This is a genomic window from Brevibacterium sp. W7.2 (assembly GCF_018137945.1).
In the GTDB taxonomy this organism is placed as follows: domain Bacteria; phylum Actinomycetota; class Actinomycetes; order Actinomycetales; family Brevibacteriaceae; genus Brevibacterium; species Brevibacterium sanguinis.
In genome coordinates, this window is record NZ_CP073089.1 from 3,728,065 (window position 1) to 3,753,959 (window position 25,895).

A 25,895-nucleotide genomic window follows, 5' to 3' on the forward strand; every position below is an offset into this window, starting at 1 on the left:
GGGTGCGGCTACTGCCGGTCCTTCGCGCGGAATGCGCCCTTGAGGAAGGCGTAGACGACGGTCGCGACCGCGACGACGATGAGGGCTTTGACGAGGAACCAGGCGATCGAGAACACGGCATTGACGAGCCACCAGGCAATGATGATCGCGAGAACCGCGCCGACGACGCTCCAGACTGTGCTCATCTTCATGAGTCCAGCCTAGGTCGCCGCGGCAGCCGGCCGCAATGCGCTGCGGGGTGACCCGCCCCGAGGTGACCCACCCCGGGGCGGACGTCAGTCACTCCTCTGCCGGCAGCCCCTCCTTGCGGCGCTCATCCTGCGAACCCGAGTCGTCGACGTCGCCGTCCGTCTCGGCGAAGACCTCGTCGCGCAGATCCTGGCGGTGCTGCTCCTGCTCGAAGCGCTCTTCGCGGAGTTCGTCGTTGTTTTTGTGGTGTCCCATGGCGTCCTCACTTCCCTTGCGTGTCGGGCTGAGCATGCCCGTGCCCACAGTCTGCCCGTCCGCGGCCGGCTTGGCCAGACCCCTTGTCGGATCGCCGCGGGTCGTGCCGAGAGGTGAGCCGCGTCGTCAGGCAGGGAGCGTCGTCACACTCGCGCCCGCACCGTTCGCGCCGACCAGCGTCCGTCGGCGTGCCCGACCGCGATCGGGTGCTCGAACGCCGTCGAGACCGCCTCGGTGGTGAGCACCGCGTCGATCGGTCCAGCGGCCGTGAGCCTGCCGCGGGAGATGAGCACGGCGTGCGAGGTCGTCTCGGGGATCTCCTCAAGATGATGGGTGACGAGCAGCGTGGTGAGCTCCGGCGAGGTCACCGACAGGGCATCGATCGTCTCGAGCAGCTGCTCGCGGGCGGCGACATCGAGTCCGGTGGTCGGCTCGTCGAAGAGGAGGAGCTCGGGGTCGGCGATGAGCGCCCGGGCGACGAGAGCGCGACCCCGCTCCCCCTGGGACAGCACCTGCCACCCGGCGTCGGCACGGGAGGTCAGCCCCACCTCGGCGAGCATCGCAGCGGCGCGCGCGAGGTCGGAGGCGGTCGGCTCCCAGCGCAGAGGTCGCTCGATCGTCCCGGTCAGACCGGTGAGGACGACGTCGCGGACGGGCAGGTTCGACCGCAGCGGATGGCGCGGATTGACGTGGCCGATGTGCCGGCGCAGGGCCGCGAGCTCGACCCGGCCCATCCGCTGCCCGAGGACGTCGACGGTCCCCGAGGTCGGGAACACCTGGGCGCCGGCGAACGAGAGGATCGTCGACTTCCCTGCCCCGTTCGGCCCGAGCAGCACCCAGTGCTCGCCGCGCTCGATCCGCAGGTCGATGCCGTGGAGGATCTTCGTCGCCCCGCGCCGGAACGTCACTGCGCGCAGATCGAGGACTGCTTCGGCCACGGCGCCGCCTTTCATCGTCCGGTCACGGTCGGTTCGAGTCTAGGACCGACGATCGCCGAGGCGGTCGACCGTTTCCGCGATCGTGTTCCGCATCGTGGATGGAAGGCTCGGCGGGCGGCACCGACCCCGCCCGCGACCTTACGGTCCGGGGAGGTACCCAGCCCGCATCGCCTCGAGCACCGCGCGCGTCCGATCCTGCGTGCCGAGCTTCGCGAACGCGCGCACGAGATGGGTCTTCACCGTCGCCTCGGTGATGTGGAGGCGCCTGCCGATCTCGGCATTGCTCAATCCCTCGCCGACCCCGCCGAGGACCTCGATCTCCCGCGGTGACAGCGCCGGCCCGGACGGCGCGCGCAGATGGTTCATCAGGGTCGTCGCCATCCGCGGCGCGAGCACCGTCTCCCCGCGCGCGGCAGCCCGCACCGCACGCACGATCTGGTCGGCACCGCTGTCCTTGAGGAGATAGCCGACCGCACCGGCCTCGACCGCGCGGACGATGTCGGCGTCCTCGTCGTACGTGGTGAGGACGACGACCTTCGTCGCCGGATGCGCCGAGGTGATCGCCGCGGTCGCCGCGGCCCCGTCGAGGCGGGGCATCCGCAGATCCATGAGCACGACGTCGGGGCTCAGGCGCGCCACCGCGGCGAGGCATTCCTGCCCGTCACCCGCCTCGGCGACGACGTCGATGCCGTCCTTCGCGGCCAGCAGCGCGACGAGGCCGCTGCGCACGACCGGATGATCGTCGGCGAGGATCACTCGCACATCAGGCATGTCCGTCCTCACTTCCGGTGCGCGCGACCGTGATGTCGAGGCGGGTGCCCTGCCCGGGCCGGGAGGCGATGGCGAGGTCCGCGCCGATCTCGGCGGCGCGCTGCCGCATCGAGGGCAGTCCGAAGTGGCCGTGTCCGTCGGTCGCGCCCCGGTCGGCGGCGGGATCGAAGCCGATGCCGTCGTCGCTGACGCTCAGGCGCGCTGTGTCCTCATCAGCGGTGAAGGTCACCGTCACCGAGGCGGCCTCGGCGTGCTTGAGGACGTTCGCCAGTGCCTCCTGGAGGCCGCGGAGGACCATGATCTTCTCATTGACGTCGAGTCCGGTCGCGGACTGGTCGATGACGGCCCGCACCTCCATCCGGCCGGGGCTCACCGTCTGCGCTCGGGCACATGTGCGCTCGAGCGCCCCGAGGAACGCGGAGTCGTCCCACCGCTGCTGGCCGGACTGGACGAGCGCTCGGGCCTCGCCGAGGTTGTCGTGGGCGACCCGACGGATCGCGCGCAGGGTTGCCTCCGCCTCGGCGGGCCGGCGCACCTGGTCGAGTCCGGCTTCGGAGAGGAGGACGATCGAGGTGAAGCCCTGCGCGAGGGTGTCGTGGATGTCGCGGGCGACCCTCTCCCGCTCCGCCGCCGCCCCGGCGAGGTGATGGGCGCGGGCGAGCTCGTCCTGGGTGCGCCGCAGCGTCCGCAGCAGCTCGGCACGGTCCTCGCTCTGCCTGATGATCCGATCGATCCACAGCCCCATGGCGAAGCTCGCCGCGCACGGGACCACCACTTGGAGGAAGACATCGACGGGATCGAGACCTCCGGTGCGGATGCCGATCCCCGCGGTGAGTCCCGCGGCGAGGACGATGAAGGCGATGACCACTTCGCGCAGTCCGCCGGAGAACATCCAGATGTGGCCGAGGGCGAAGAAGTACATGAAGGCGCCGTAGGGAGTCAGCATCGTGGCGACGACGAAGCAGACGATGACGATGAGGACATAGGCGCGCCCGCGGTTCGGCGGCGGCCAGTCGGGAATGACGAGCACCGAGTAGGCGACGACGATGACGGCCAAGGGGGCGAGCGCCAGCAGCGCCTCAGGCCAGGGGATGACGACGGCGTAGAAGACCGCGGTGCCCGCGAAGCAGAGATAGAACGCCAGGTGCCACCAGCGCGCAGAGGTCTCGACGACCGAGGCACCGCCCACGGCGTGCAGGTCGGCCCGCGCCGGGAGATCCTCTGCGCTGTCCATACCACTGAGCTTATGAGCCATTCTGCTTCCATTTGAAGGTTTTCATCGCGAGGATCAGTCCGAGCACGAACCACGCGGCGATGATGCCGACGCCCAGCCACGGGTCGGCGGTCTTCATCTCCGGGGCGTCGAACGCCCACTCGGGCAGGAACGCGTATTGGAGTCCCACGGCCGTCCATCGCAGCGGGAAGACCGCGGAGATGCCGAGCAGCCAGTCCGGCAGGAGGCTCGGCAGCATGTAGACGCCGGAGATGAATGAGAGCACCATCGTCGGGACGACGGCGAGGGTGGCACCGGCCTGCTCGGTTCTTGCGACCGAGGCGAGAGCGATCCCGAGCACGGCCCCGGCCGCCGTCGACAGCAGCATGACGCCGACGATGACGGCCCAGCGCAGCGGGTCCGTCGGCAGTGACGCATCGAAGACGAGCGTGGCGACGAGCAGGAGGAGGATGCTCTGGATGATGACGAGGATGAGGGTCATGCCGATCTTGCCGAGGAAGTAGCTGACCTCCGGCAGCGGGGTGGCCGAGAGCCGGCGGATGGTGCCGTTGAAGCGGTCGACGGCGACGTAGCCCGTGAGGTTCTGGAAGCCGCTGAGCGCGGCGCCGACGGCGAGGAGTCCGGGCAGGTAGGTCTGGGCCACGGACAGAGTCTGTCCGTCGGGGCCGGGCAGCGGCGGCATATCGTCGAAGATCGCGCCGAAGAGGAGCATGAGCAGGGCGGGGAAGAAGAGGACGAGGAAGAGGGAGAGATAGTCCTGAGCGAGGACGGCGATCTCGATCTTCGTCCGCTGCCAGCCGAGCGCGAACACCGGCGGACGCCACTGGGGACTGATCGTGGTCGCGGACGGTCGGTCCACCTCGGCGGTGTGCTGTCGGTTCATCGTCGGCTCCTTGCCTCGGTGGTCGGGGAATCTGCCGTCTCGGGTGATCGATCGGTCGGTGCCGCCGAGGCGGTGCCGGCAGTGCCGCTCGCAGGGCTGTCGACACCGTCAGCAGTGCCGTCATCGGCGCCGCCGATGAGCTCGACGTAGACGTCTTCGAGGCTCGGCCGCACCACCCGCAGACCGGGGATCTCCGCCGTGTTCGGCGAGGTCAGCGACGCGACGAGGGCCGTCGGGGTCGCTGTGCGCTCGACGCGGTCGGCGCCGGTCTCGTCGACCCAGTGCACGCGGGGCATGCGCGCGAGCGGTCCGCCGATGTCCTCAGGAGCTCCCTCATCGATGAGCACTCCGTGGTTGATGATCCCGATGCGGTCGGCGAGCGCCTCCGCCTCGTCGAGGTAGTGCGTCGTGAGCACGATCGTCGTGCCGTCGCCGTGGAGTCTGCGGATGAGGTCCCAGAACTGCCGTCTCGAGACCGGATCGAATCCGGTCGTCGGCTCATCGAGGAAGAGGATCTCCGGGCGACCGACGAGCCCCAGAGCGACGTCGAGGCGGCGGCGCTGCCCACCGGAGAGACGGGAGACCTTGTCGTTCGCCTTCTCGGTCAGGCCGACGGCGGCGATGAGCTCGTCGACATCGGCCGGATGCGGGTAGATGTGCGCGAGCTGGCGCATCGTCTGGGCCACGGTGAAGTGGGAGCCGTCGGTGGCCTCCTGGAGGACGACGCCGATGCGGGACCGGAACGCGGCGGGAGCGCCGTAGGGGACGAATCCGAGGACGGAGATCTCCCCGGACGTCGGCTTCAGGGCCCCGTCGAGCATGTTGACCGTCGTCGACTTCCCTGCCCCATTGGGTCCGAGGAGGCAGTAGCACTCGCCGACGCCGATCGTGAGGTCGATCCCGTCGACGGCGTTGAACGGGTCCTGCTTGGGTCGCCGGTAGGTCCGGACGAGGTCTCGGGCGGTGATTGCGTGAGCCATGGTTCCATCCTCGGCGCACCGCGATCCGTCCGAAACGCCCGAGCAGTGGACGACCGCTGTCCCCCGATCGGTGGACACGAGCGGTCACGACCGCGCCGAGGCGGCTCGCCCTCCCGCTGTCAGTGCAGGTGAGACGCTCAGTGCAGGTGGGGCCGGTAGATGAGCTCCTGGGTGCGTCCGTCGAGGGTGCGGCAGTAGAGGAGTTCGAGGTCGAAGTCCTCGGCGCCGTCGAAGATCGGTTCGGTTCCGGTGCGGCCGGTCAGGGCGGGGAAGATCGTCACCTGCAGGCGGTCGACGAGCCCGGCGTCCATGAGTGCGCGGTTCATCGCGAGGCTGCCGTGTGAGCGCAGCGGCACATCGGAGCTCTCCTTGAGCCGGGTGACGACCTCGACGGCATCGCCGCGCACGAGGGTTGCGTCGGGCCAGTCGAGCGGTTCGCTCAGCGTGTTCGAGATGACCGTGGTCGGGAGGTTGCGCATCTCGGTCACCCACGGGTCGAAGACCTCGGAGTCCTCGCCGGCCGCGGCGATCATCGCGGCGAACGCCCGGTACGTGTTCGCCCCGAGGACGAGCCGCTGGTCACCGGAGTACTCGCCGAGGCGCTCCTCGAGGAGTTCGGGACCCTGCTTGCCCCAGTAGCCGCCCCAGTCGGATTCCTCGGAGACGGTGGCGCGTGAGTTGAGGCTGCTGAACACGTCGAACGTGTAGGTGGCGGTCATGGTGGTCCTCCCAATGCAGCGGTGCATGTGGTTGTCGAGTGGTTCGAGACTAGCCCTCGAACCGCCTCGGCGATAGGGGTGCGGGGCAGCACGACGAGCACTGTCCGCTCTGCCGTCGCCGAGGTTCCACATCATGGATTTTCCGTGGTGGGACCACCTCGGCGCGCGATAATCGGATCATGGTCACTGGCGTGGATCCCGAGGACATCGGGCGGATGAAGATGCGGGGGAAGATCCTGCGCCGGTCCGCTTCGTTCAACGTCGCCCATGCCGTCGATGACCTCGAGCCGGGCACCGGCGCGCAGAGCATCCAGCGGGCGCTCTCGCTCCTGGGACTCGTCGGTCTGCTGGCCAGCGACGGGAAGACCGGGGCGAGCCTGTCGGAGATCGCCTCGATCAGCGGGCGGCCGAAGGCGAGCGTCCACCGGATGCTCCAGGCGCTCATCGCGATGGGCTATGTCGAGCGCCTCGATGAGGGCGGGTACCGCCTCGGCGTGCAGTCGCAGATCCTCGGGCAGCTCGCGCAGAAGTCCGTCGATCCCCTCGTCATCGAGTCCGAGTCGAGTCTGCTCAGGCTCGCCGAGATCACCCAGGACACCGCGTTCCTCACCCTGCGCACCGGCAGCTATTCGATCTGCGCGCGGCGCGAGGAGGGCTTCGGGGAGATCTTCAACAACGCCCTCGCCGTCGGCGACCGGCATCCGCTGGGCATCGGAGCCGGCAGTCTCGCGATCATGGCGGAGCTTCCCGGCGCCGAGGTGGACGCCCTGTTCGCGGCGAACGAGCAGATCCTCGCGCAGCGCTATCCGAAGGTCCGCATCGACCAGCTCCGCGACATCATCGACCAGGCCCGCATCGACGGCTTCGTCCACAACCCTGGACTGTTCGCGCAGGGGTCGTGGGCGGTGGGAGTCGCACTCAAGGTTCGCGGGGAGCGCCCGCGCGCCGCCCTGTCGATCGCCTCGATCGCCGATCGCGTCACCGGTCAGCGGGTCGAGCACCTCGTCGCCCTGCTCCGCCGGGAGGCGAAGATCATCGCCGAGGCGCTCGCCGCCGACGCGGAACCGGGGAGCTCGTCCTCGTCCGCCGAGACGGACAGTTAGCGCCGAGACCGACGGTCAGAAGTGTCAGTCTCGGCGCTAAGTGGCGGTCTCGGTGCGGACTTCAGAGCAGAGCGAGGTCCTTGAGCTTGGTTTCGACCTCGGGGTTGGTCGGCTCGACCTGGTGGGAGCCGTCGGGGTAGACGACGACCGGGATGTTCGTCCGACCCGAGATCGCCTTCGCGTCGTCGGCCCGCTCGGGCTCCGCGACGAGATCGACGTAATCGAAGTCGATGCCGAGCTCGGTCAGCTGCTTCTTCGTGCGCCGGCAGTCGCCGCACCATTCCGCTCCGTACATCGTGATCGTGTTCTCAGCCATGCTCGACCTTTCGTGTGAGGCGCTCCCGCCGGAGTCGACCGGCGCATTCATGCGAACCGCAGCCGCGGCCTGACTATTCCGCCCGCCGGACCCGACGCACCGCGACCCACCCCGTCCCACCCCTCACCGGAGGACGACGGTGCGCTTTCCGTTGAGGAACACCCGGCCCTCGCAGTGCCAGCGCACAGCGTTCGAGAGTGCCTTGCATTCGGTGTCCCGGCCGGCTGCGACGAGATCCTGCGGACCGAAGGCGTGGTCGACCTCGGTGACGGCTTGGGCGATGATCGGCCCCTCATCCAACTCGCTGTTGACGAAGTGGGCGGTCGCGCCCACGGTCTTCACTCCCCGCTCGTACGCCTGGTGGTAGGGCTTCGCCCCCTTGAACGAGGGGAGGAACGAGTGGTGGATGTTGATCGCCCGCCCCGTGAGCTCACGGGCCAGATCGTCGGAGAGGACCTGCATGTACCGGGCGAGGACGACGAGGTCGATCTCAAACCGGTCGACGAGGTCGAGCAGCTTGGCCTCGGCCTCCGGTTTCGTCTCCGCGGTCACGGGGATCCGGAAGAACGGCACGTGATGCCATTCGACGAGCTCCCGATGGTCGGGATGGTTCGACACGACCGCGGCGATCTCGACGGGCAGCTCCCCGATCCGGGCGCGGAAGAGGAGGTCGTTGAGGCAGTGCTCGAACTTCGAGACCATGATGAGGACTCGGCGCTTCTCCCCCTTCGGCCAGAGGTTCCACGAGGCATCGAGGTCCCCGGCCACCGCCTCGATCTCACTGCGCAGATCCTCGAGCGCCTCAGTCTCGAGCTCGAACTCGACGCGGAGGAAGAACCGCCTGCTCAGCGCGTCGTCGAACTGCTTGAGCTCCCTGATGTCACCGCCGTGTTCGAGCAGCGCCCCGGTGAGTGAGTGGACGATTCCCCGACGCTCATCGCATTCGAGGGAGAGGACGTATTCCGGCATGCTCAGCCCTTCCGATCGTGGTTAGAAGCCCCGGTGAACTCGGCCATCCCGTCGAGCAGCCACCGCACCATGAAGTCGGCGAAGCTCGAGCGCGGCAGCACGCGGAACTCCTCCTCCCCCGACCGGTGGAGGAGGACGGGCACCGGCCCGAGCTGCGTGACGATCGCCGTCCCGACAGGAAACGCCCGCGGGTGGAGGTCGGCGCGGCAGCTCTTCTCGAGCACGGTCCGGGCCCGTGGCCCCGTGAGCTCGAGGATCGTCCGGTTGGCCGAGAGCTCGACGACCTGCCCGGGCAGTCCCTCGAGCGCGGCCTCGGCGGCGTCGGTCTCCCCCGGGCGCTGCGTGGCCGCGACGTCGACGGTGAGGAATTCGTCGGGGCTCAGCCACAGCGTGTGCCGCCCGGCCGCGTCCCCGGTCACCTCCCCGACCGCCTCAGGCAGAGTGATCCCCAGCGCGGATTCGATCGCCCGCGCCGAGGCGGTCCCCGGCACTGCGCGCACGCCGATCTGGACGGCGAAGGGACGTTCCCGCAACCCCACCTCGGCGGTGCTCGCCTCAGCCATCGCCTCGGCGAGGTGGGCGGCCGGGGACACCCGCAGGTCTTCGAGGACGGTGTCGGTGGTCTCAGCCATCGCGCCGGTCTCCTTCCGGATCGTAGAACACAGGTGAGGTGATCTCGACGTCGATGACCGTGTCACCGAGCGGTGATCGGACGATCTCGCCGAGGCGGTTCCGACCGTTCTCCACGAGCGCGAGCCCGAACGGCCTGTCCAGAGCCGGGGACAGATATGACGAGGTGACGTGCCCGATCATCGGCACCGGTCCCTCCTCCGGGGTGATCGGGGTGTCCGCGGCGACGAGCTGCGCGCCCTCGATCAGCCGTGTCGTCCCGTCGACGGGGAGCACCCCGACGAGGTGCTTGCGGTCCTCCCGCGCGGTGTCGACGCGGGTGTACGAGCGCTTGCCGATGAAGTCCTTGACCTTCGAGACGATCCACTCCATCCCGGCGTCGGCCGGGGTGACCGTCCCGTCGGTGTCCTGCCCGACGATGATGAACCCCTTCTCCGCGCGCAGCACGTGCATCGTCTCCGTGCCGTACGGGGTGATGTCGAACTCGGCTCCCGCCTCGGCGACCATCTCCCACACTGCCAGCCCGTAGAAGGCTTCGACGTTGATCTCGAACGCGAGCTCACCGGAGAACGAGATCCGGCAGATCCGCGCCGGGATCCCGTTCGCCAGCGTCGTGTGCCGGAACTCCATGAAGCCGAACGCCTCATTGGACACGTCGAGGTCGAGGGCGACCCGGGCGATGACCTCCCGCGACTTCGGCCCGGCGACGGCGACGGTCGCCCATTCCTCCGTCACCGAGGTGAAGACGACGTCGAGCTCGGGCCATTCCGTCTGGTGCCATTCCTCGAGCCAGTCGAGGACCTTCGCGGCCCCGCCGGTCGTCGTCGTCATGTAGTACCGGTCCTCGGCCACGCGCAGGGTCACGCCGTCGTCGAAGATCATCCCGTCCGGGGTGCACATGAGTCCGTAGCGGGCCTTGCCGACCCCGAGCTTGGCGAACCCGTTCGTGTAGATCCGCCCGAGGAACCGCCCGGCATCGGTGCCGCGGATCTCGATCTTGCCGAGCGTCGACGCGTCCTGGAACCCGACGGACTCCCGCACCGCCCGGCATTCGCGCAGCACCGCGGCGTCCATGTCCTCGCCCGGCTGCGGGTAGTACCACGGCCGCTTCCACTGCCCGACGTCCTCGAACTCCGCCCCGTGGGCGACGTGCCACGGATGGATCGAGGTCACCCGGGCGGGATCGAAGAGCTCCCCCTTGCGCCGCCCGGCCAGCGCCGCGAACGCGACCGGGGTGAAGGGCGCGCGGAACGTCGTGTGGCCGACCTCGCCGAGGTTGTCCTCCCCGAGCACCGAGGCGATCGTCCCGATCGTGTTGACCGCCGAGGTCTTGCCCTGGTCGTTGGCCGTGGAGATCGACGTGTAGCGCTTGATGTGCTCGACCGAGCGCATGCCCGCGTGCATCGCCCGGAGGATGTCGGCGACGCTCTGATCGCGCTGGAAGTCGACGAAGTGCGTGGTCAGCGCGCCGGGATCATCCTCGGCCGAAGTCACCGCCCACAGGGGTCGATGAGGTCCGGGGGTCGTGTCGGGCGTGTCGGGGCGCGGGATGGTCAGCTCCGCGTCGAAGCCGGTGGCCGCCGCTGCGGCATGGCCTGCCTCCGCGCCCTGCCGCAGCGCCGAGGCGAGCGCATAGTCCCCGGTCATCGCCCCGACCGTGGCCTGGTCGCGGACGGGGGCGGTGGGCACGAAGGCGGCGATGTCGGCATCCCAGGCGATCGGTCCGCGCCGCTGACCGTGGAGGTGGATGACCGGCGAGTGGCCGCCGGAGACGGCGAGGAGGTCGACGGCGATGTCCTCGCCGCCGGGTGCGGCGACCGCGTCGTCATCGAGTGCGGACACGGTGATCCCCGAGATCCGTCCGGCCGGGCCCTCGCCCGCCGTCCCGGTGACCGCGGCGCCGAGGATGAGGCGCACACCGGTGTCGACGGCGACCTGGGAGGCCCGCGCCGAGGCGGTGGCGCGGGAGTCGATGACCGCGACGACCTCGACTCCGACGGCGGCGAGGTCACCGACGAGGTCGTAGGCGGAGTCGTTCGTCGTCGCGATCGCCACCCGCTGCCCGGCGACGACACCGTAACGACCGAGGTAGGTCCGCACGGCGGAGGCGAACATGATGCCGGGACGATCGTTGTCGGCGAAGACGATGGGACGTTCGTGCGCTCCGGTCGCGAGCACGACCTGACCGGCCCGGATGTGCCACACGCGCTGCCGGGGTCCCGCCTCGGCGCCGGTGCGGTCCTCGAGAGCGACGAAGTAGTTCGAGTCGTAGCTGCCGAAGACGGTCGTGCGGGGAACGTACGTGAACTCCTCGGCGGCGGTCGCCTCGGCGAGGGTCGAGGTGACCCACTCCGGGGCCGGCACCCCGTCGATGACCTCCGCGGGAGCGGCGAGGAGCGCCCCGCCGGGGACGGGTTCGTCGTCGAGGAGGAGGACGCGGGCCCCTGACTTCGCGGCCTCCCGGGCGGCGGCGAGCCCGGCGGGACCGGCACCGACGACAAGGACGTCGGTGTGGGTGTGCGTGTGCTCGTAGACGGCGTCGTCGCGGCCGGGGTCGAGGATGCCGAGCCCGGAGAGGTAGTCGGCCTCCATGCCCTCGCGGATGAGGACGCGGGTCGCCGGGAGCATCGATTCGGCCACCTCGGCGTCGTCGGGGGCGTGGACGCGGACGAGGGCGTTGGGCTCCTCGACCCCGGCGCCCAGGATTCCCCGAGGCCGGTCGAGGTACGTCGAGTTCCCGCAGTCGAGGCGGCCGGCGGCGATGAGGGCACTGGCGATCGTGTCCCCGGCGAACCCGGTATAGGTCCGACCGTCGACGCGGAAGGTCAGCGGCCGGGTGCGGTCGATGCCGGTCGCGTGCGGCAGGCGCTCGCGCTGCGCGGTCGCGGTGGTCGCGGGGTCCGAGCCGGTGCGGGTCTCGGTGTGGGAGTCCGCGTGAGAGTCGGTGTGCGTCGAGGTCATCGCTTCAGGCCTCCTTCGAATTCGGCGGGCCGCGGCTGTCCCATCGGGTAGACGGCGGCGAAGTCATAGGTCACGGTGTCGCGGACCGCGTTGAACCACTTCCTGCAGCCGAGGCTGTGGCACCAGCGTTCGGCGAAGAGTCCGCGGTCGTTGTCGCGATAGAAGAGGTATTCGGCCCATTCGCGGTCGGTGAGCGCGTACGGATCCTCCGGGTAGGGCACGTGCGCCTGACCTCCGTAGGCGAATTCGGATTCGTCGCGGGCCCCGCAGTTCGGGCAGGTGATGAGCAGCATGGCAGTCCCTCTCCCTCAGTGGGCCACGGCGGCGGCGCCGTGTTCGTCGATGAGATGGCCGGTCTCGAACCGCTCGAGTGCGAACGGAGCGTTGAGCGCGTGCGGTTCGTCGTTGGCGATCGTATGGGCGAACGTGAAGCCCGCTCCTGGGGTGCCCTTGAACCCGCCGGTCCCCCATCCGCAGTTGACGTAGAGGCCGTCGACCTCTGTCTTCGACACGATCGGGGACGCGTCGAGGGTGACGTCGACGATGCCGCCCCACGTCCGCAGGACATGCGCGCGGGCGAAGATCGGGAAGAGCTCGACGGCGGCGGCGAGCTGCTCCTCGATGATGTGGAAGCCGCCGCGCTGCCCGTAGCCGTTGTACGAGTCGACGCCGGCGCCCATGACGAGTTCGCCCTTGTGGGCCTGGGAGACGTAGACGTGGACGTGGTTGGACATGACGACCGTCGGGTGGACGGGTTCGAAGAGCTCGGAGACGAGCGCCTGCAGCGGGTGGGATTGGATGGGCACCCGGATGCCGGCCATGGCGGCGACCACCGAGGTGTGACCGGCGACGGCGATCGCGACCTTCTCCGTGGCGATCCGCCCGAGGTTCGTCTCGACCCCGATGACCTGGTCGCCGTCGCGGTAGACGTCGGTGACCTCGCAGTTCTGGATGATGTCGACGCCCATCGCGTCGGCCTTGCGGGCGAACGCCCAGGCGACGTGGTCGTGCTTGGCGATGCCCGCCCGCGGCTGGTACGTCGCCCCCATGACGGGGTAGCGCAGGTCGTCGCCGATGTTGATGATCGGGCAGACCTCCTTGACCTGGCTCGGGTCGAGCCATTCCGCGTCGATGCCGTTGAGGACGTTGGCGCCGACGCGGCGCTGCGACTCCCGGACGTCGCCGAGGGTGTGGGCGAGGTTGAGGACGCCGCGCTGGGAGAAGAGGAAGTCGTAGTCGAGCTCCTCGGGCAGCTGCTCCCAGAGGCGGAGCGAGTGCTCGTAGATCGCCGCGGACTCGTCCCACAGGTAGTTCGAGCGGATGATCGTCGTGTTCCGGGCCATGTTGCCCCCGGCCAGCCACCCGCGCTCGAGGATCGCGATGTTCGTCATCCCGTGGTTCTTCGCGAGGTAGTACGCGGTCGCGAGTCCGTGTCCCCCGCCGCCGACGATGACGGCGTCGTAGGAGGCCTTGGGCTCGGGATTGCGCCACAGGAAGTCGGGGTGTTCGGGCAGGTGGTCGGCCATCAGCGTGCTCCGATCGGGGTGAGGTGCGGGTAGAGCGGGTGGTCGGCGGCGAGGCGGGAGACCCGGGCGCCGAGGTCGTCGATCGTCTCCTGGCTCGGTCCGTCTTCGTCGGTGCCGGCGGTGAGGACCTCGGCGATGATGTCGGCCACCTCGGCGAAGGCTTGCGACCCGAAGCCGCGGCTGGCGAGCGCGGGCGTGCCGATGCGCAGCCCCGAGGTGACCATGGGCGGACGCGGATCGTTCGGCACGGCGTTGCGGTTGACCGTGATCCCGATCCGCGCGAGGAGATCCTCGGCCTGCGCCCCGTCGAGGACGGAGTCGCGGAGGTCGACGAGGACGAGGTGGACGTCGGTGCCGCCGGTGACGATGGTGATGCCGCGCTCTGCCACGTCATCCTCGCCGAGGCGGCGGGCGAGTTCGGCGGCGCCGGCGAGGGTCCGGCGCTGCTTGTCGGCGAACTCCTCGGTCGCGGCCAGACCGAAGGCCACGGCCTTGCCGGCGATGACATGTTCGAGCGGTCCGCCCTGCTGACCGGGGAAGACGGCCGAATTCACCTTCTTCGCCACCTCGGCGTCATCGGTCAGGATGATGCCGCCGCGGGGACCGCCGAGGGTCTTGTGCGTCGTCGAGGTGACGACGTGGGCGTGCGGCACCGGGGAGGGGTGGAGGCCCGCGGCGACGAGGCCGGCGAAGTGGGCCATGTCGACCATGAGGTAGGCGCCGACCTCGTCGGCGATGCGCCGGAATTCGGCGAAGTCGAGCTGCCGCGAGTACGCCGACCACCCGGCGACGATGAGCTTGGGCTGGTGCTCGCGGGCCAGACGGGCGACCTCGGCCATGTCGACGCGGTGGGTGTCGTCGTCGACGCCGTAGGCGACGATGTCGTAGAGGCGGCCGGAGAAGTTGAGCTTCATCCCGTGGGTGAGGTGGCCGCCGTGGGCGAGGTCGAGGCCGAGGACGGTGTCGCCGGGACGGATGAGGGCGTGCATCACCGAGGCGTTGGCCTGGGCGCCGGAGTGCGGCTGGACGTTCGCGAAGGCCGCCCCGAAGAGGTCCTTGACCCGGGCGATCGCGAGACGCTCGACCTCGTCGACGAATTCGCAGCCGCCGTAGTAGCGGCGGCCCGGGTAGCCTTCGGCGTACTTGTTCGTCAGCACCGAGCCCTGCGCCTCCATGACGGCGGTGGCGGTGTGGTTCTCCGAGGCGATCATCTCCAGGCCTTCGCGCTGACGGCCGAGTTCGGCGTCGATGAAGCCGGTGATCTCCGGGTCGAGCTGCGCGAGCGGAGTGCTCAGCTCCTCGGGGGCGCGACTGGGGAAGTCGGTGGGCAGGGCCGCTGTCGTTCCGGCCCCCGGGGACTGGGGCGTCCCGGACTCGGTCCCAGGCGTTCCAGGCGTCCCGGACTGCGCGTCCGCGGTTCCTGCGAGCTGCTCGGTCATGCGATCTCCCTCGATCGTTAATCGTCAACTAATATATCAGCTGTGTTCCTGTAGTCTAGGCGCAGAATTTCAGCCGTGGCAATGGGTGCGGGAGAACTTTTCCCCGACCTGGCCACCAGACCTGGCCACCCGCCCGGGCCGCACCGACCGGGACGGCTCGACGACGCATGGAGGAGTGGGATGACAACGACGGCGGACACCTCGGCGAGCAGCTCGTCTCTGGCCGACCGCGCGTACGAGGCGCTGCGCCATCGGCTCGTCATGCTCGACATCGCCCCCGGTGACGTCATCAACGAGGCGGCGCTGAGCGCCGAACTCGAGGTCGGGCGCACCCCGATCCGCGAGGCCCTCAAACGCCTCGAGGGCGCCCACCTCGTCGTGTCCTACCCGCGGCGCGGGACGTTCGCGGCCAATGTCGACATCACGGACTTAGCGGCGATCACGGAGATGCGCCAGGCGCTCGAGCCCATTGCCGCCACGCGTGCCGCCCGGAACATCACGCCGGAGCTGCGTGAGGAGTTCGCGGCGACGATCGCCGAACTCGGCGAGCTCAGGGCCGGTCTCGACGCACGCACCCTCATCGAACGCGACCTCGAGGTCCACCGCCTCATCTACCGCGCCGTCGACAACATCCACCTCCAGGAGACGCTCGTGCGCCTCGACGACCTCGCCACTCGGATCTGGTGCCTCGTCCTGCCGAAGATCCCCGACCTGCTCGGCCACATCCGCGAGCACATCTCCCTGCTCGAGGGCATCCTCGCCGGCGATGAACTCGCCGTCAGCACCCTGGCCGGCGAACACGTCCGCGAGTTCGAGGCCACCGTCCGCAAGGCCCTCGCATAGAGGCGCTCACATCCCCGGGGTGAGCACTCCCATCGCCCGATCGAGGTCGTCGGCGATGCCCTCGGCGCCGGTGGCGCGCGCCTGCCGCATCGCGACCGTCAGCGCTGCCCCGCATGCTCGGGCGAGCAACTGCGCCCTCACCTCGGCGACTCCGCGGGAGACGAGAACGGCGGAGAGCGCCTCGGCGAGGATGTCGACCTTCGCCACGAATGCCGCGCGAAGGGACGGGGTGGAATCGACGACCTCGTCGAGGGCATAGCTGTCGGCGCGCCGCGCAGGATCGGCGTAGTGGTCGACGACGCCGGCCAGCGACGCGCGCAGCGAGGTCCACGGCTCCTCGTCGGCGGGACGCTCCATGAGCGCGACGACGATCCCCTCGCCCATCGCCGTCCACTTCCCCGCGAGGACGTCCTCCTTCGACGGGAAGTAGCGGAAGAACGTGCGCCGCGACATCCCCGAGGCGGCGGCGAGGTCGTCGACGGTCGTCGCCTCGTAACCGCGCTCGCGGAACAGTCGGAGGGCGACCGCCATGATGTCCTCCTGGATGAGGAGGCGCTTGCGATCGCGCAGGGAGGGCAGGTCCATGCCAGCATTGTACGCACGGGCCAGTATTGACACTCAGTGTCATTTCTGTCGTAAGGTGTTGTCATCGTCGACGTGAGGACACGCATGGCAAGCGCAGCGCTCTATCAGGATCAGCAGGCGTGGCAGGACCTCCAGGAGTTCCTGCCCGAGCGATTGCGACTCGACGAGACCTCCGCTCCCGATGAGGAGTTCTGGGGGTGGCGGGGGCACTGGATCCATCTTGATCGCTATCGCCGACCCGATGCGAAGGCCCGTGTCATCCTCCACCACGGCGTCGGGACGAACGGCCGCCAGATGTCGCTCATCCTCGGTGCTCCGCTGGCCCGGCAGGGCTATGACGTCGTCGCGCTCGACAATCTCGGCTACGGGATGACGCGGGTCGAGTCCGGGTACACGCCGTCGTATGCCGACTGGGTCGACATGGTCATCGACTTCCTCGCCGCCGAGCAGGCACGGGACCCGAAGCCCACGGTGCTCTACGGCCTGTCGGCCGGCGGGATGCTCGCCTACCATGTCGCCGCGAAGGCCGCGCCGGGCGCGCTGAGGGGCATCGTCGGCATGACCTTCCTCGATCAGCGCCATCAGGAGGTCGTCGATCGGACGGCGCGCAGCCTCATCACCGCCCGTGTCGGCATGCCCTGGGTGCGCCTCATGGCGAGGACTCCACTGAAGAGCCTCCGCTACCCGATGCGTCTGGCGTCGAAGATGTCGGCGCTGGCCAACGACCCGGGCGCGATGAAGGTCTTCCTCGCCGATGCGACCTCGGCGGGCAACGCGATGTGGCTGCGCTTCCTCGCCGACTACGCCACGTACGTCCCGGCCGTCGAGCCCGCGGACTTCGATGCGTGCCCCGTCCTCCTCACCCAGCCCGGCGAGGACCGGTGGACCCCGCGGGATCTGTCGACGCCGGTCGTGTCCCGACTCGATCCGGAGCTGTTCTCCGAGGTCATCCTCGACCGCGCAGGCCACTTCCCGCTCGAGGAGCCCGGACTGCAGCAGCTCGAAGAGGCCGTCGTCGAGTTCGTCGAGCGCGTGCGCATCCCCGCCTGAGCAAGAGCGCCCTGGGATTCTGCGCCAGGTTCATGGCGAAATTCGCGCCGAGATCACCATGGACCTGGCGCACAAACGCCGTGAACCTCCCGCAGAAACACGAGTACCCCGAGTGACGTGATGTCACCCGGGGCCCTCTGACATGTGCCCTACCTGCTCGACACTCTGCCGAAGAGGTTCGCGATTGGGGCGAGGACGAGCGGTCTGGCGGCGAACCATGCGCCGACGACGACGGCCACCGCCACGAGGAACCAGATGACGCCCGCCCAGCCCAGGACGTTCGTCCCGGCGAACATGTAGCCGAGGTTCTGCCGCAGCCCGGTCGTGAAGACCAGGAACACGTGGACGGCGATGAAGAACACGAAGAAGATCATCGTCGGGAAGTGGATCGCCCGCGCCAGCGGTGCCGGGTAGATCTTATTCAGCGTCGTCGCGTTCTTCGGCCACCACTCGCTCATCCGCACACCCGTGATCGCGGCCAGCGGGGCGGCGATGAAGACGACGATGAAGTACATGAGCTGCTGGAGCGAGTTGTAGTTGACCCACGCGTCCTCCATCGGCCATTCCAGGGTCATGTACTGCAGCATCGCCGAGAGGGCATTCGGGAAGACCTCCCAGCTGGTCGGCACGATGCGCGCCCAGTGGCCGGACACGAAGAGGAGGACGACGAAGACGACGCCGTTGAGCAGCCAGAGAACGTCGAGGCTCGTATGCAGCCACAGGTTGATGCTGATCTTCTTCCCGCCGTTCTTCGGCGTGTAGAACGCCGGAGGCTTCTGCTGGTGACGCACCTGCAGACCCGTGCGGATGATGAGCACCATGAAGAAGAAGTTGAGGAAGTGCGTCCACCGCGCCCAGGCCGGGAAACCCGGTTCGACGAAGTCGGGCAGGTGGTATTCGCCCGGGTAGCGCTCGAGGAATCCCGGCACACCGGGCAGAGTCGTGACTCCGCGTGCGGCGAGGATGAGGATGCCTGCGGCGACAATCAGCCCACCGAGTCCGAGCGACCCGAGACCGATCCACTGTCCCAGCGACTTCGACCCGATCATGATCGGGTCGCGCTTGGCGGGTGCGGCGGAGGCGGGCTTGTCGGAGGCAGGCTTCGCCGAGGCGGTCGACTTCGCGGCCGTCGACCCCGCGGTGGACTTCGCCGCTGTTCCCGCCGAGGCGGTCGCTGCGGCCGCCGTCGACCCTGCGGCTGCCGGTTTCGCGCCGGCTCCCGCGGCGGGGGACTTCGCCGCCGGCTTCTCGGCCGGTTTCGTCGCCGGTCCGCCGGTCTTCGGCAGACCGGTCCGTCCCGCGGGCTTGTCGCCCGGCTTGCCGGTGTCGGGGCCGGTGGACTTCGGCAGGCCCGTCCTGGTCTTCGGCAGACCTGTGCGGCCCGCAGGCTTGGCGGGTTCGTCCGCCGCCGCCTCCGTGTCGGCGCCGGCCTTCTCTGCGGCGCTGTCCTTCTCCGCGGTGTCTCCACTCGCCGAGGCGGCAGCGCCGGCAGCCACGGCACCGGCAACGCCAGCGCCGGCGGCTGCGGCAGGGACGTCCGCGGTGCTTGCTGCGTCGGCGGTGTCCGCTGCACCGGTGGCATCGGCCGCTGGTGCGGCCGTCGGCTGCGCATCGGTGGGCGCGGTGGCCTGACCGCTGGTGGTTTGACCACTGGCGCCATGACCAGCGGTGGCCGTTGCCGGGGCGAAGCCCTCGGGCGGCCAGGGGTCGCCGCCGGCGGTGCGCGGCAGACCGCGGCGCAGCGGAACATCGCTGAGCTCCGCGGCGGACGCGCTTGTCGCCCCACCGGCAGCAGGTGCCGCAGCAGCAGCTGTCGAGGCAGCAGGGTCAACACCTGCAGGAGCCTCAGCACCCGCCGAGGAAACGGACGTGGTGTCGTCCGCGGTCACAGTGTCCGCAGGAACAGCGCTCGCGGCGGCAGAGTCAGCAGCCTGGTCACCGGCAACGGGTGCTCCGGACTCAGCGGTCGCGGCAGGAGGCGTTGTGCTCGCCGAGGATCCCTTGACCCCAGCAGGGGCGAGGCCCTCCGGCGGCCATGCGTCCCCACCGGACCGGCGAGGCAGCCCACGGCGCAACGGCACCGATGCGGCGTCTTTTGCGGCGACGCCGGCTCCGGCAACGCCTGCCCCGGCAGCAGCGCCCGCGCCTGCCACAACAGCAGGACCGGTCGCTGCAGTGTCAGTCTCTTCCGCGCCGGAGACTGTCTCGGTCGTTTCCACAGCATCGACACCATCAACGGCAGAAGTTTCGCTGACGCTGGAGGTCTGCTCGACGACGGCTTCTCCACCACCGGTTTCCGACGCACCAGGTTCGTTCGGCGCACCAGGCTCGGCCGGCGCGGCACCAGCGGCAGCAGCACCACCGGCCTGCCTCGGCGCCTTGACCCCAGCAGGGGCGAACCCTTCCGGTGGCCAGGCGTCTCCACCGCTCACGCGGGGAAGTCCACGGCGCAGGGGAACCTCGGCCGCGGGGGCCGAATCGGCCGCGTCATCGGCGACGGCAGCAGCGGCCGCGCCTGCTCCAACAGCTGCACCCGCACCCGCGCCGGCAGCGACAGGGTCACCGGGCGCCAGTGCATCGGCGTCGCTCGAGGCACCTGCGTCGCTCAAGCCAACAGCGTCGCTCGAGGCACCAGCAGGCACTTCGACGTCGGCCTCAACGGCGACGGTGTCGTCGACCCCGGAGTCGACACCGGAGTCAAGACCGGGTTCGACGCCGGTCCCATCCGGTTCGACCGAGTCCACGGTCGAGGTCTCGGCAGCGGTCACCTCGGTGACGGCGCCAGAATCGACGGGAGCGCCAGCATCAGCGCCACCCGCAGGCTCAGCAGCAGCCGTCTCGGCGCTCACCCATTCCCGGGATTCCCACTCGACAGCCTGACCCACCGTGCCCTCCGGCGGCCACGGATCGCCGCCGGAGACCCGGGGCAGACCCGAGCGCAGCGTGTTGGAGAAGGTGGCCATATCAGCCCTGTTTCGCTTTCAGGGTCTCGACGGCCTGGGGGACGACCTTGAAGAGGTCGCCGACGACGCCGAAGTCGGCGATGTCGAAGATCGGCGCTTCGCCGTCCTTGTTGACCGCGACGATCGTCTTCGAGGTCTGCATGCCCGCCTTGTGCTGGATCGCCCCGGAGATGCCGAGCGCGACGTAGAGCTGCGGGGACACGGACACACCGGTCTGGCCGACCTGGTGCGACTGCGCGATGTAGCCGGCGTCGACCGCGGCGCGCGAGGCGCCGACAGCGGCACCGAGGACGTCGGCGAATTCGCCGACGAGCTCGAACGACTCCTCCGAGCCGACACCGCGACCACCGGAGACGACCTTCTGCGCCCCGCGCAGCTCGGGTCGCGAGGAGGTCTCGACGACAGCCTCGAAGGAGGTGACGTCGGCGCTGCGCTTGCCGGAGTCGGTCACCTCGAGGGCCTGCGCGTTCGCGGGCTGGGCCTCAGCGCGGTTCTCGATCGCACCGAGGCGGACGGTGATGACGGGCGCGCCGAAGGTCGGGGCCGACTGCGCGGTGTAGCCGCCGCCGTAGACGGAGTGGTCGGCGACGATGCCCTCGGAATCGCGTTCGACGCCGATCGCGTCGACCGAGAGCGCCGAGCCCGTGCGGACGGCGAAGCGGCCGGCGAGGTCGCGGCCGTCGATCGAGTTCGGGACGAGGATGGCGTCGGGCGCGGTGAGCTCCGCGGCCCCGACGAGTGCGTCGACGGCGAAGGTGCCGAGCGCGGAGGTGCCCGCGGGCACCTCGGCGATGAGGGTCTGGACGGCACCGAGCGAGGCGGCCGTCTCCGCCGCGGCGTCACCGGTGCCGGCAGGGGCGACGATGAGCGCGACGGGGCTGCCGATCGCGGCGGCACCGCCGAGGAGTTCGGCAGCGGGCTTCTCGAGAGCGCCTTCGGGATCGACCGTGAGCGCGACGAGGATGGTGTCCTGGGGGAATTCAGCCATGTCTTCTCTCCTTAGGCCAGGCGGTTCTTGATGAGGAATTCGGCGAGCTCGGCTCCGCCGTTGCCGTCGTCGACGATCTTCTCGCCGGCTTCGCGCGGGGGCTTCTCGGCGACGGAGACCATGATCGACCGGGCGGTCGACTGGTCGGCGGCGTCGATGTCGAGGTCGGCGAGGCCGATGACCTCGAACGGCTTCTTCTTCGCCGCCATGATGCCCTTGAAGTTGGGGAAGCGCGCCTCGGGCAGCGCCTCGGTGATCGAGATGACGGCGGGCAGCTCCGCGGTCACCTGCTGCTGACCGCCGTCGACGGCGCGCGTGCCGGAGACGGTGGTGTCGGTGAGTTCGACGGTGCTCAGACCGGTGACGTGCGGGAGGTCGAGGTGCTCGGCGAGCATCGCCGGGAGCATGCCGGCATTGCCGTCGGTCGAGATGTTGCCGGTGACGACGAGATCGTAGTCGCCGCGGCGGATGGCGGCGGCGAGCACCTCGGCGGTGAGCCCGAGGTCGGCGCCGAGGAGTTCCTCATCAGAGATGTGGACCGCATTGCCGGCGCCCATGGCCAGGCCCTTGCGGATCGTCGCGGTCGCACCCGACGGGGCCATCGAGATGACGGTGATCTCGGTGCCGTCGTGGCTGTCCGCGTAGTTGAGGGCGACTTCGAGGGCGCGTTCGCCGATCTCGTCGAGCACGGCTTCCGAGGCGGCACGGTCCGCCAGGCCGGTTTCGAGATCGAGCTTGCGATCCCCGTACGTGTCCGGGACCTCTTTGACCAACACAGCGATCTTCAACGTGGCTCCTATTCGAATGACGCAGGTCCGCCGCCGAGCAGTCAGTCCTGCTGAGTGTCGTCTCCCCCATAATCTACAGGCGGGAAACATGCCGTTCGCCCGCCGCATCCGCGTGCGCATGCGGCGGCGTGCTCCGCCCTCCATGGTACGTGGTGGAGGCCACACTTCGGACACCAGGGTGCCTGTCGTTGCGGGACGAGCCCAACGCCACTGAACGAACGATCGATTTCAAGCCTACCAGCCCGCCGAGGTGACCCGCACCTGCCGTCGACACCGCCGTGACCGGTGGGAACCGCCGGGATCCCGGCCGTTGGGATCTGGCCCGGCCCCCACCACCGGCCGTGCCCACTTAGAATGGTGGAACCTCGACCGGGTGCTGGTTCACGACGAGCGCGACCCCGGAGAGGAGCACGACGCACCGAGGCTGCCGGGCGGCAGCCAGCAGCGACGCCGAAGGAGCACGCCCTTGTCATTCGACCTCGACGACATCGACCGCAGCATCATCGCTGCCCTCGTCGAGGACTCCCGGCTGAGCGTGCGCCAGCTCGCCGAGCGCGTGCACATCTCCCGGTCCGCCGCGCACAAGCGCTTCACCGCCCTCCTCGAGTCGGGGGCGATCAAGGGCTTCACCGCCGAGGTGGATCGCGCCGCCCTCGGCATGTCCGTGACCGCGGTGGTCGTCGTCAAGGTCGGCGAGCGGCCGTGGCCGGAGGTCCGCGACGAGCTCGCCGCGCTCCCCTTCGTCGAGAAGGTTCAGGCCGTCAGCGGCGACATCGACGCCCTCGTCACCGTCAATGCGCCCGACAACACGGCGCTGTCCCAGGTCATCCTCCGCCGCATCCACGAGGTTCCCGGCGTCACCTCGTCACGGTCGCTGCTCATCCTCGACGAGGCGGAGGGTCACCGGCCCGGCGCACAGAGCCCGCTGAGCTGAGCCGCGCGCCGGCCTGAGCCCGTCGGCCGGACTGAGCCGCGCTCACCGCTGCCGGTACGCCTGCAGCGCCTGTTCGACCATCTCGAGGCTGTAGTTGGCGTCGGAGTATCCGGCGATCGTCGACTTGCCGTTGGGATAGACGTTGCCGGCCTGCGCGGCGGGCAGCTGAGCGAAGACCGGTGAGTCCATGAGCGCGGTGCTCAGCTCGTCGTACTCGCCGCGCAGGTTCGAGGTGACGAAGACGATGTCGGCGTCCCCGGCGGCCTTATCGACGAGTTCGAGCGAGACCTCGGCTTCGGGTTCCGCCGCCTCGGCGTTCTCCGCGATGACCCTGTCCTCGTCGGCCGACCACGTGAGACCGAGCGGGTCGTAGATCGTTCCGAGCATGTTCCCGCTCCCCCACAGGTACGCGGTGTTCTCGGTGAATGAGGAGAGCGTCGCGATCGTCGTCCCATCGGTGACGTCGCTGTACTCCTCGCTGATGCGCGTCTGCTCGGCGATGAAGGCGTCGTCGAGGGCCGTGAGCTCCGCGCTCCGGTTGACCGCGTCGGCAACCTCCCCGACCCGCTGCTTCCAATTCGCGCGGTCTCCGCCGCGCAGGGTGAACTGGTAGACGGGGGCGATGTCCTCGAGCTGGTCGACGACTCCGGAGTCGAGGGTGTTCGGGGCGAGGATGAGGTCGGGGTCCGTCGTCGCGAGCCGTTCGATGTCCGGCTCATCGGTCGCCACGACGGGCACCTCGCCGAGGCGATCGACCCACCCCTGAGGCACCGAGGCCTCCTGATACTCCCCCTGCCCGACGGGGGTGAGCCCGAGATCCATGAGGGTCTCCGTCGCGGCGTAGTGCAGGGTGGCCACGGACTGCGGCTGAGCGGGAATGACGATGTCGGCTCCAGTGGCGTCGGTGACGGTGCGCGTCTCGCCGCCGCCCGCCGCCTCGGCGTTCCCGGAACCGCCGCCCCCGCAGCCGGCGAGGAGGGCGAGCGCGGCGCAGCCGGCGGTCAGCGCGGTCATCGTCTTCAGTGTCATGGCGTCCTTTCGAGGAGCGAACGACGGAAACCCTCGACGCGGCCGTCGCTGCGTCGTGCGCGCACGATGATCGGCAGCATCTGCGCGGACGACCGAATCGCCGCTGTCGAGGGTTCCGTGTCGGATGAAACAGTGAGATCCCGCAGGTCGCGACTCCAAGCAGGTGTGTCAACTGCCGTGACGCGCGATCCGTTCGTGATCTCGTAGGTTAGCCTAACCTGAATTCTCGTCGCTCCGCAATCCGCCGAGGCGGTCGATCGTCAATCGACCCCCCTCCTCGACGCCGACACGCCAGCAATGTCGGCGAGAAGTCGATGCGCCGGCGACAAGTTGCCCGCCTGACGACTTCTTGCCGACATGGCGTGCGTGTCCCAGTTCGGCGGCCACCAGGCATTCAAAGGCGGCGTCGAGGGCAAGCGGGAGAAGGTCGCCGAGGCTTTCACCGCCCGCGGCTACCGCTGGGGTGAGATCTGAGCGGCCCACGCGCTCAGCAGCCCCGTTCGACCGCGGCCATTCGTCCGCTCCACCCCGCCTCGTTCGCGCAGTTCGTCCACCGTTCGCGACACGATCGGCACCCCCGTCCGTGACCGTCTGAAGAGCCTGGATCGGTGATCGCGGTCACGTCATCATGAAGTCATGACCATCGACGTTCCCACCACAGGCCGCGCTCTTCCCCAGCTGCAGCCCATCAGCTTCATCGGCCCCGACGGCCGACCGACCGACACCCCGACCGAGGGGCTTTCGATCCCGAGCGATCGGACACTGACCGGCCTCTACCGGCAGATGGTCCTCGCCCGCCGGTTCGAGGCGCAGGTGACCCACCTGACCAGGCAGGGACGCCTTGCCACGTACCCGTCGGCGGCGGGACAGGAGGCGTGCGAGGTCGGTGCGACGACGGCACTGTCGCCGAACGACTGGCTGTTCCCCACGTACCGGGACTCCGCGGCTCTGCTCACCCGCGGCGTGCCCGTCGGTGAGATCCTCTCAGCCTTCCGCGGTGACTGGCACTGCGGGTTCGACCCGCAGGAGTACCATACCTCACCGGCGGCGACACCGCTGGCCACGCAGACCCTCCATGCCGCCGGCTTCGCGATGGCCTCCAAGCTCAAGGGCCGTGACGCGGCGACGCTGACCTTCCTCGGCGATGGTGCGAGCAGTGAGGGCGACACCCACGAGGCCTTCAACTTCGCCTCGGTGTGGCAGACCCCGACGGTCTTCGTCCTCCAGAACAACCAGTACGCGATCTCCACCCCGCTGCGCGAGCAGTCGAACGCGACGATGCTCGCCGACCGCGCCGCCGGTTACGGGATGCCCGGCATCCGCGTCGACGGCAATGACGTCGCCGCGGTGTTCGCCGCCGTCTCCGCGGCCCTCGAACGCGGCCGCGAAGGCGACGGCCCGACCCTCATCGAATGCCTCACGTACCGGATGGAGTCGCACACGAACTCCGACGATCCGACGAAGTACCGCGACGCCGAGGAGGTCGAGCACTGGAAGCAGTTCGACCCGATCGACCGCCTCGAGACGTTCCTCCGCGACCGCGGCGTGCTCGATGACGCCCGCGTCGAGGAGATCGCGGCCGAGGCCGAGGCGCTGGCCGCCTCGGTGCGCGACGCGATGAACACCGAGGCCGAGGTCGACCCGACCGAGCTCTTCGCCTTCGTCTACGGGACCGAGCGCGCGAGCCTGAGCGAGCAGCGCGCCCAGCTCGAGGCCGAACTCGCAGGGGCTGAGGCATGAGCGTCGACTCCCCGACCGACACGGCACCGGCCCACACTCCCGAGCCGGCGACCGCCACGACC

At 69.5% G+C, this 25,895-nt stretch carries 25 protein-coding genes; 5 read left to right on the forward strand and 20 right to left on the reverse strand.

What is annotated here, in order from left to right; translation table 11 throughout:
* Window positions 1–8 precede the first annotated feature (8 nt).
* The 8 genes from J9315_RS16770 to J9315_RS16805 all read right to left on the reverse strand — a co-directional run bounded on the left by J9315_RS16770 (window position 9) and on the right by J9315_RS16805 (window position 5,969).
* Window positions 9–191, reverse strand: coding sequence for a hypothetical protein (locus tag J9315_RS16770; protein ID WP_211978434.1), 183 nt, complete (start codon window positions 189–191; stop codon window positions 9–11).
* Between the two features lie 88 nt (window positions 192–279).
* Entirely contained in the window at window positions 280–444 is a 165-nt protein-coding gene (locus J9315_RS16775) for a hypothetical protein (RefSeq protein WP_171006963.1), read from the reverse strand.
* A 143-nt stretch (window positions 445–587) separates the two neighbouring features.
* Entirely contained in the window at window positions 588–1,382 is a 795-nt protein-coding gene (locus J9315_RS16780) for an ATP-binding cassette domain-containing protein (RefSeq protein ID WP_249120956.1), read from the reverse strand.
* A 138-nt stretch (window positions 1,383–1,520) separates the two neighbouring features.
* Window positions 1,521–2,153: a response regulator transcription factor gene (locus J9315_RS16785; protein ID WP_198500187.1), complete on the reverse strand. Its 633-nt coding sequence runs from the start codon at window positions 2,151–2,153 to the stop codon at window positions 1,521–1,523.
* On the reverse strand, window positions 2,146–3,387 hold the full coding sequence (locus J9315_RS16790; protein WP_198500186.1) for a sensor histidine kinase: 1,242 nt from the start codon (window positions 3,385–3,387) through the stop codon (window positions 2,146–2,148). The genes J9315_RS16785 and J9315_RS16790 overlap by 8 nt, the downstream gene beginning before the upstream one ends.
* A gap of 10 nt (window positions 3,388–3,397) precedes the next feature.
* Window positions 3,398–4,270: an ABC transporter permease gene (locus J9315_RS16795; RefSeq protein WP_211978436.1), complete on the reverse strand. Its 873-nt coding sequence runs from the start codon at window positions 4,268–4,270 to the stop codon at window positions 3,398–3,400.
* Window positions 4,267–5,250: an ABC transporter ATP-binding protein gene (locus J9315_RS16800; protein ID WP_211978437.1), complete on the reverse strand. Its 984-nt coding sequence runs from the start codon at window positions 5,248–5,250 to the stop codon at window positions 4,267–4,269. The genes J9315_RS16795 and J9315_RS16800 overlap by 4 nt, the downstream gene beginning before the upstream one ends.
* 137 nt (window positions 5,251–5,387) lie before the next feature.
* Window positions 5,388–5,969 carry a dihydrofolate reductase family protein gene (locus J9315_RS16805; protein ID WP_198500183.1) on the reverse strand — a complete coding sequence of 194 codons (582 nt, stop codon included), beginning with the start codon at window positions 5,967–5,969 and terminating at the stop codon, window positions 5,388–5,390.
* A gap of 179 nt (window positions 5,970–6,148) precedes the next feature.
* On the opposite strand from J9315_RS16805, the gene J9315_RS16810 reads away from it, so the two are divergent.
* Window positions 6,149–7,072 (forward strand): IclR family transcriptional regulator, encoded by a 924-nt coding sequence (locus J9315_RS16810; RefSeq protein ID WP_211978438.1) that lies wholly within the window; start codon window positions 6,149–6,151, stop codon window positions 7,070–7,072.
* Between the two features lie 61 nt (window positions 7,073–7,133).
* On the opposite strand, the gene J9315_RS16815 is transcribed toward J9315_RS16810, so the two are convergent.
* The 7 genes from J9315_RS16815 to glyA all read right to left on the reverse strand — a co-directional run bounded on the left by J9315_RS16815 (window position 7,134) and on the right by glyA (window position 14,913).
* On the reverse strand, window positions 7,134–7,388 hold the full coding sequence (locus J9315_RS16815; RefSeq protein ID WP_211978439.1) for a glutaredoxin domain-containing protein: 255 nt from the start codon (window positions 7,386–7,388) through the stop codon (window positions 7,134–7,136).
* Between the two features lie 123 nt (window positions 7,389–7,511).
* Complete coding sequence (gene purU / locus J9315_RS16820) at window positions 7,512–8,357, reverse strand: formyltetrahydrofolate deformylase (RefSeq protein ID WP_198500180.1); 846 nt, start codon at window positions 8,355–8,357, stop codon at window positions 7,512–7,514.
* 2 nt (window positions 8,358–8,359) lie between these two features.
* Window positions 8,360–8,989: a sarcosine oxidase subunit gamma family protein gene (locus J9315_RS16825; protein ID WP_211978440.1), complete on the reverse strand. Its 630-nt coding sequence runs from the start codon at window positions 8,987–8,989 to the stop codon at window positions 8,360–8,362.
* Window positions 8,982–11,948 (reverse strand): 2Fe-2S iron-sulfur cluster-binding protein, encoded by a 2,967-nt coding sequence (locus tag J9315_RS16830; protein ID WP_211978441.1) that lies wholly within the window; start codon window positions 11,946–11,948, stop codon window positions 8,982–8,984. Before J9315_RS16830 ends, J9315_RS16825 begins: the two co-directional genes overlap by 8 nt.
* On the reverse strand, window positions 11,945–12,241 hold the full coding sequence (locus J9315_RS16835) for a sarcosine oxidase subunit delta (RefSeq protein WP_211978442.1): 297 nt from the start codon (window positions 12,239–12,241) through the stop codon (window positions 11,945–11,947). The genes J9315_RS16830 and J9315_RS16835 overlap by 4 nt, the downstream gene beginning before the upstream one ends.
* A gap of 15 nt (window positions 12,242–12,256) precedes the next feature.
* On the reverse strand, window positions 12,257–13,474 hold the full coding sequence (locus tag J9315_RS16840; protein WP_211978443.1) for a sarcosine oxidase subunit beta family protein: 1,218 nt from the start codon (window positions 13,472–13,474) through the stop codon (window positions 12,257–12,259).
* Entirely contained in the window at window positions 13,474–14,913 is a 1,440-nt protein-coding gene (gene glyA / locus J9315_RS16845) for a serine hydroxymethyltransferase (RefSeq protein ID WP_211978444.1), read from the reverse strand. Before glyA ends, J9315_RS16840 begins: the two co-directional genes overlap by 1 nt.
* Window positions 14,914–15,093: 180 nt before the next feature.
* Between glyA and J9315_RS16850 the strand changes: the two genes are divergently transcribed.
* Window positions 15,094–15,756 carry a GntR family transcriptional regulator gene (locus tag J9315_RS16850; RefSeq protein WP_211978445.1) on the forward strand — a complete coding sequence of 221 codons (663 nt, stop codon included), beginning with the start codon at window positions 15,094–15,096 and terminating at the stop codon, window positions 15,754–15,756.
* A gap of 6 nt (window positions 15,757–15,762) precedes the next feature.
* Here the strand turns inward: J9315_RS16850 and J9315_RS16855 are convergent, their stop codons facing one another.
* Entirely contained in the window at window positions 15,763–16,341 is a 579-nt protein-coding gene (locus J9315_RS16855) for a TetR family transcriptional regulator (protein WP_211978446.1), read from the reverse strand.
* 84 nt (window positions 16,342–16,425) lie between these two features.
* Here J9315_RS16855 and J9315_RS16860 point away from each other — a divergent pair, with 84 nt between their 5' ends.
* A complete protein-coding gene (locus J9315_RS16860; RefSeq protein WP_211978447.1) occupies window positions 16,426–17,391 on the forward strand; it encodes an alpha/beta fold hydrolase in 966 nt (321 codons plus the stop codon).
* A 149-nt stretch (window positions 17,392–17,540) separates the two neighbouring features.
* Here J9315_RS16860 and J9315_RS16865 read toward each other — a convergent pair whose 3' ends face one another.
* From J9315_RS16865 to J9315_RS16875, 3 genes are read right to left on the reverse strand one after another with little or no spacing between them, the layout of a single operon-like run.
* The gene (locus tag J9315_RS16865; protein ID WP_211978448.1) at window positions 17,541–20,354 is read right to left on the reverse strand and encodes a cytochrome b/b6 domain-containing protein; all 2,814 of its coding nucleotides are present in this window, start codon (window positions 20,352–20,354) and stop codon (window positions 17,541–17,543) included.
* 1 nt (window position 20,355) lies between these two features.
* Window positions 20,356–21,342 (reverse strand): electron transfer flavoprotein subunit alpha/FixB family protein, encoded by a 987-nt coding sequence (locus J9315_RS16870; protein WP_211978449.1) that lies wholly within the window; start codon window positions 21,340–21,342, stop codon window positions 20,356–20,358.
* Between the two features lie 11 nt (window positions 21,343–21,353).
* A complete protein-coding gene (locus J9315_RS16875; protein ID WP_211978450.1) occupies window positions 21,354–22,130 on the reverse strand; it encodes an electron transfer flavoprotein subunit beta/FixA family protein in 777 nt (258 codons plus the stop codon).
* A gap of 466 nt (window positions 22,131–22,596) precedes the next feature.
* Here J9315_RS16875 and J9315_RS16880 point away from each other — a divergent pair, with 466 nt between their 5' ends.
* Window positions 22,597–23,064 carry an Lrp/AsnC family transcriptional regulator gene (locus tag J9315_RS16880; RefSeq protein WP_211978451.1) on the forward strand — a complete coding sequence of 156 codons (468 nt, stop codon included), beginning with the start codon at window positions 22,597–22,599 and terminating at the stop codon, window positions 23,062–23,064.
* Window positions 23,065–23,106: 42 nt separating this feature from the next.
* Here the strand turns inward: J9315_RS16880 and J9315_RS16885 are convergent, their stop codons facing one another.
* Window positions 23,107–24,093 (reverse strand): ABC transporter substrate-binding protein, encoded by a 987-nt coding sequence (locus J9315_RS16885; RefSeq protein WP_211978452.1) that lies wholly within the window; start codon window positions 24,091–24,093, stop codon window positions 23,107–23,109.
* 636 nt (window positions 24,094–24,729) lie between these two features.
* Between J9315_RS16885 and pdhA the strand changes: the two genes are divergently transcribed.
* The gene (pdhA, locus tag J9315_RS16890) at window positions 24,730–25,833 is read left to right on the forward strand and encodes a pyruvate dehydrogenase (acetyl-transferring) E1 component subunit alpha (RefSeq protein ID WP_211978453.1); all 1,104 of its coding nucleotides are present in this window, start codon (window positions 24,730–24,732) and stop codon (window positions 25,831–25,833) included.
* Window positions 25,834–25,895 lie beyond the last annotated feature (62 nt).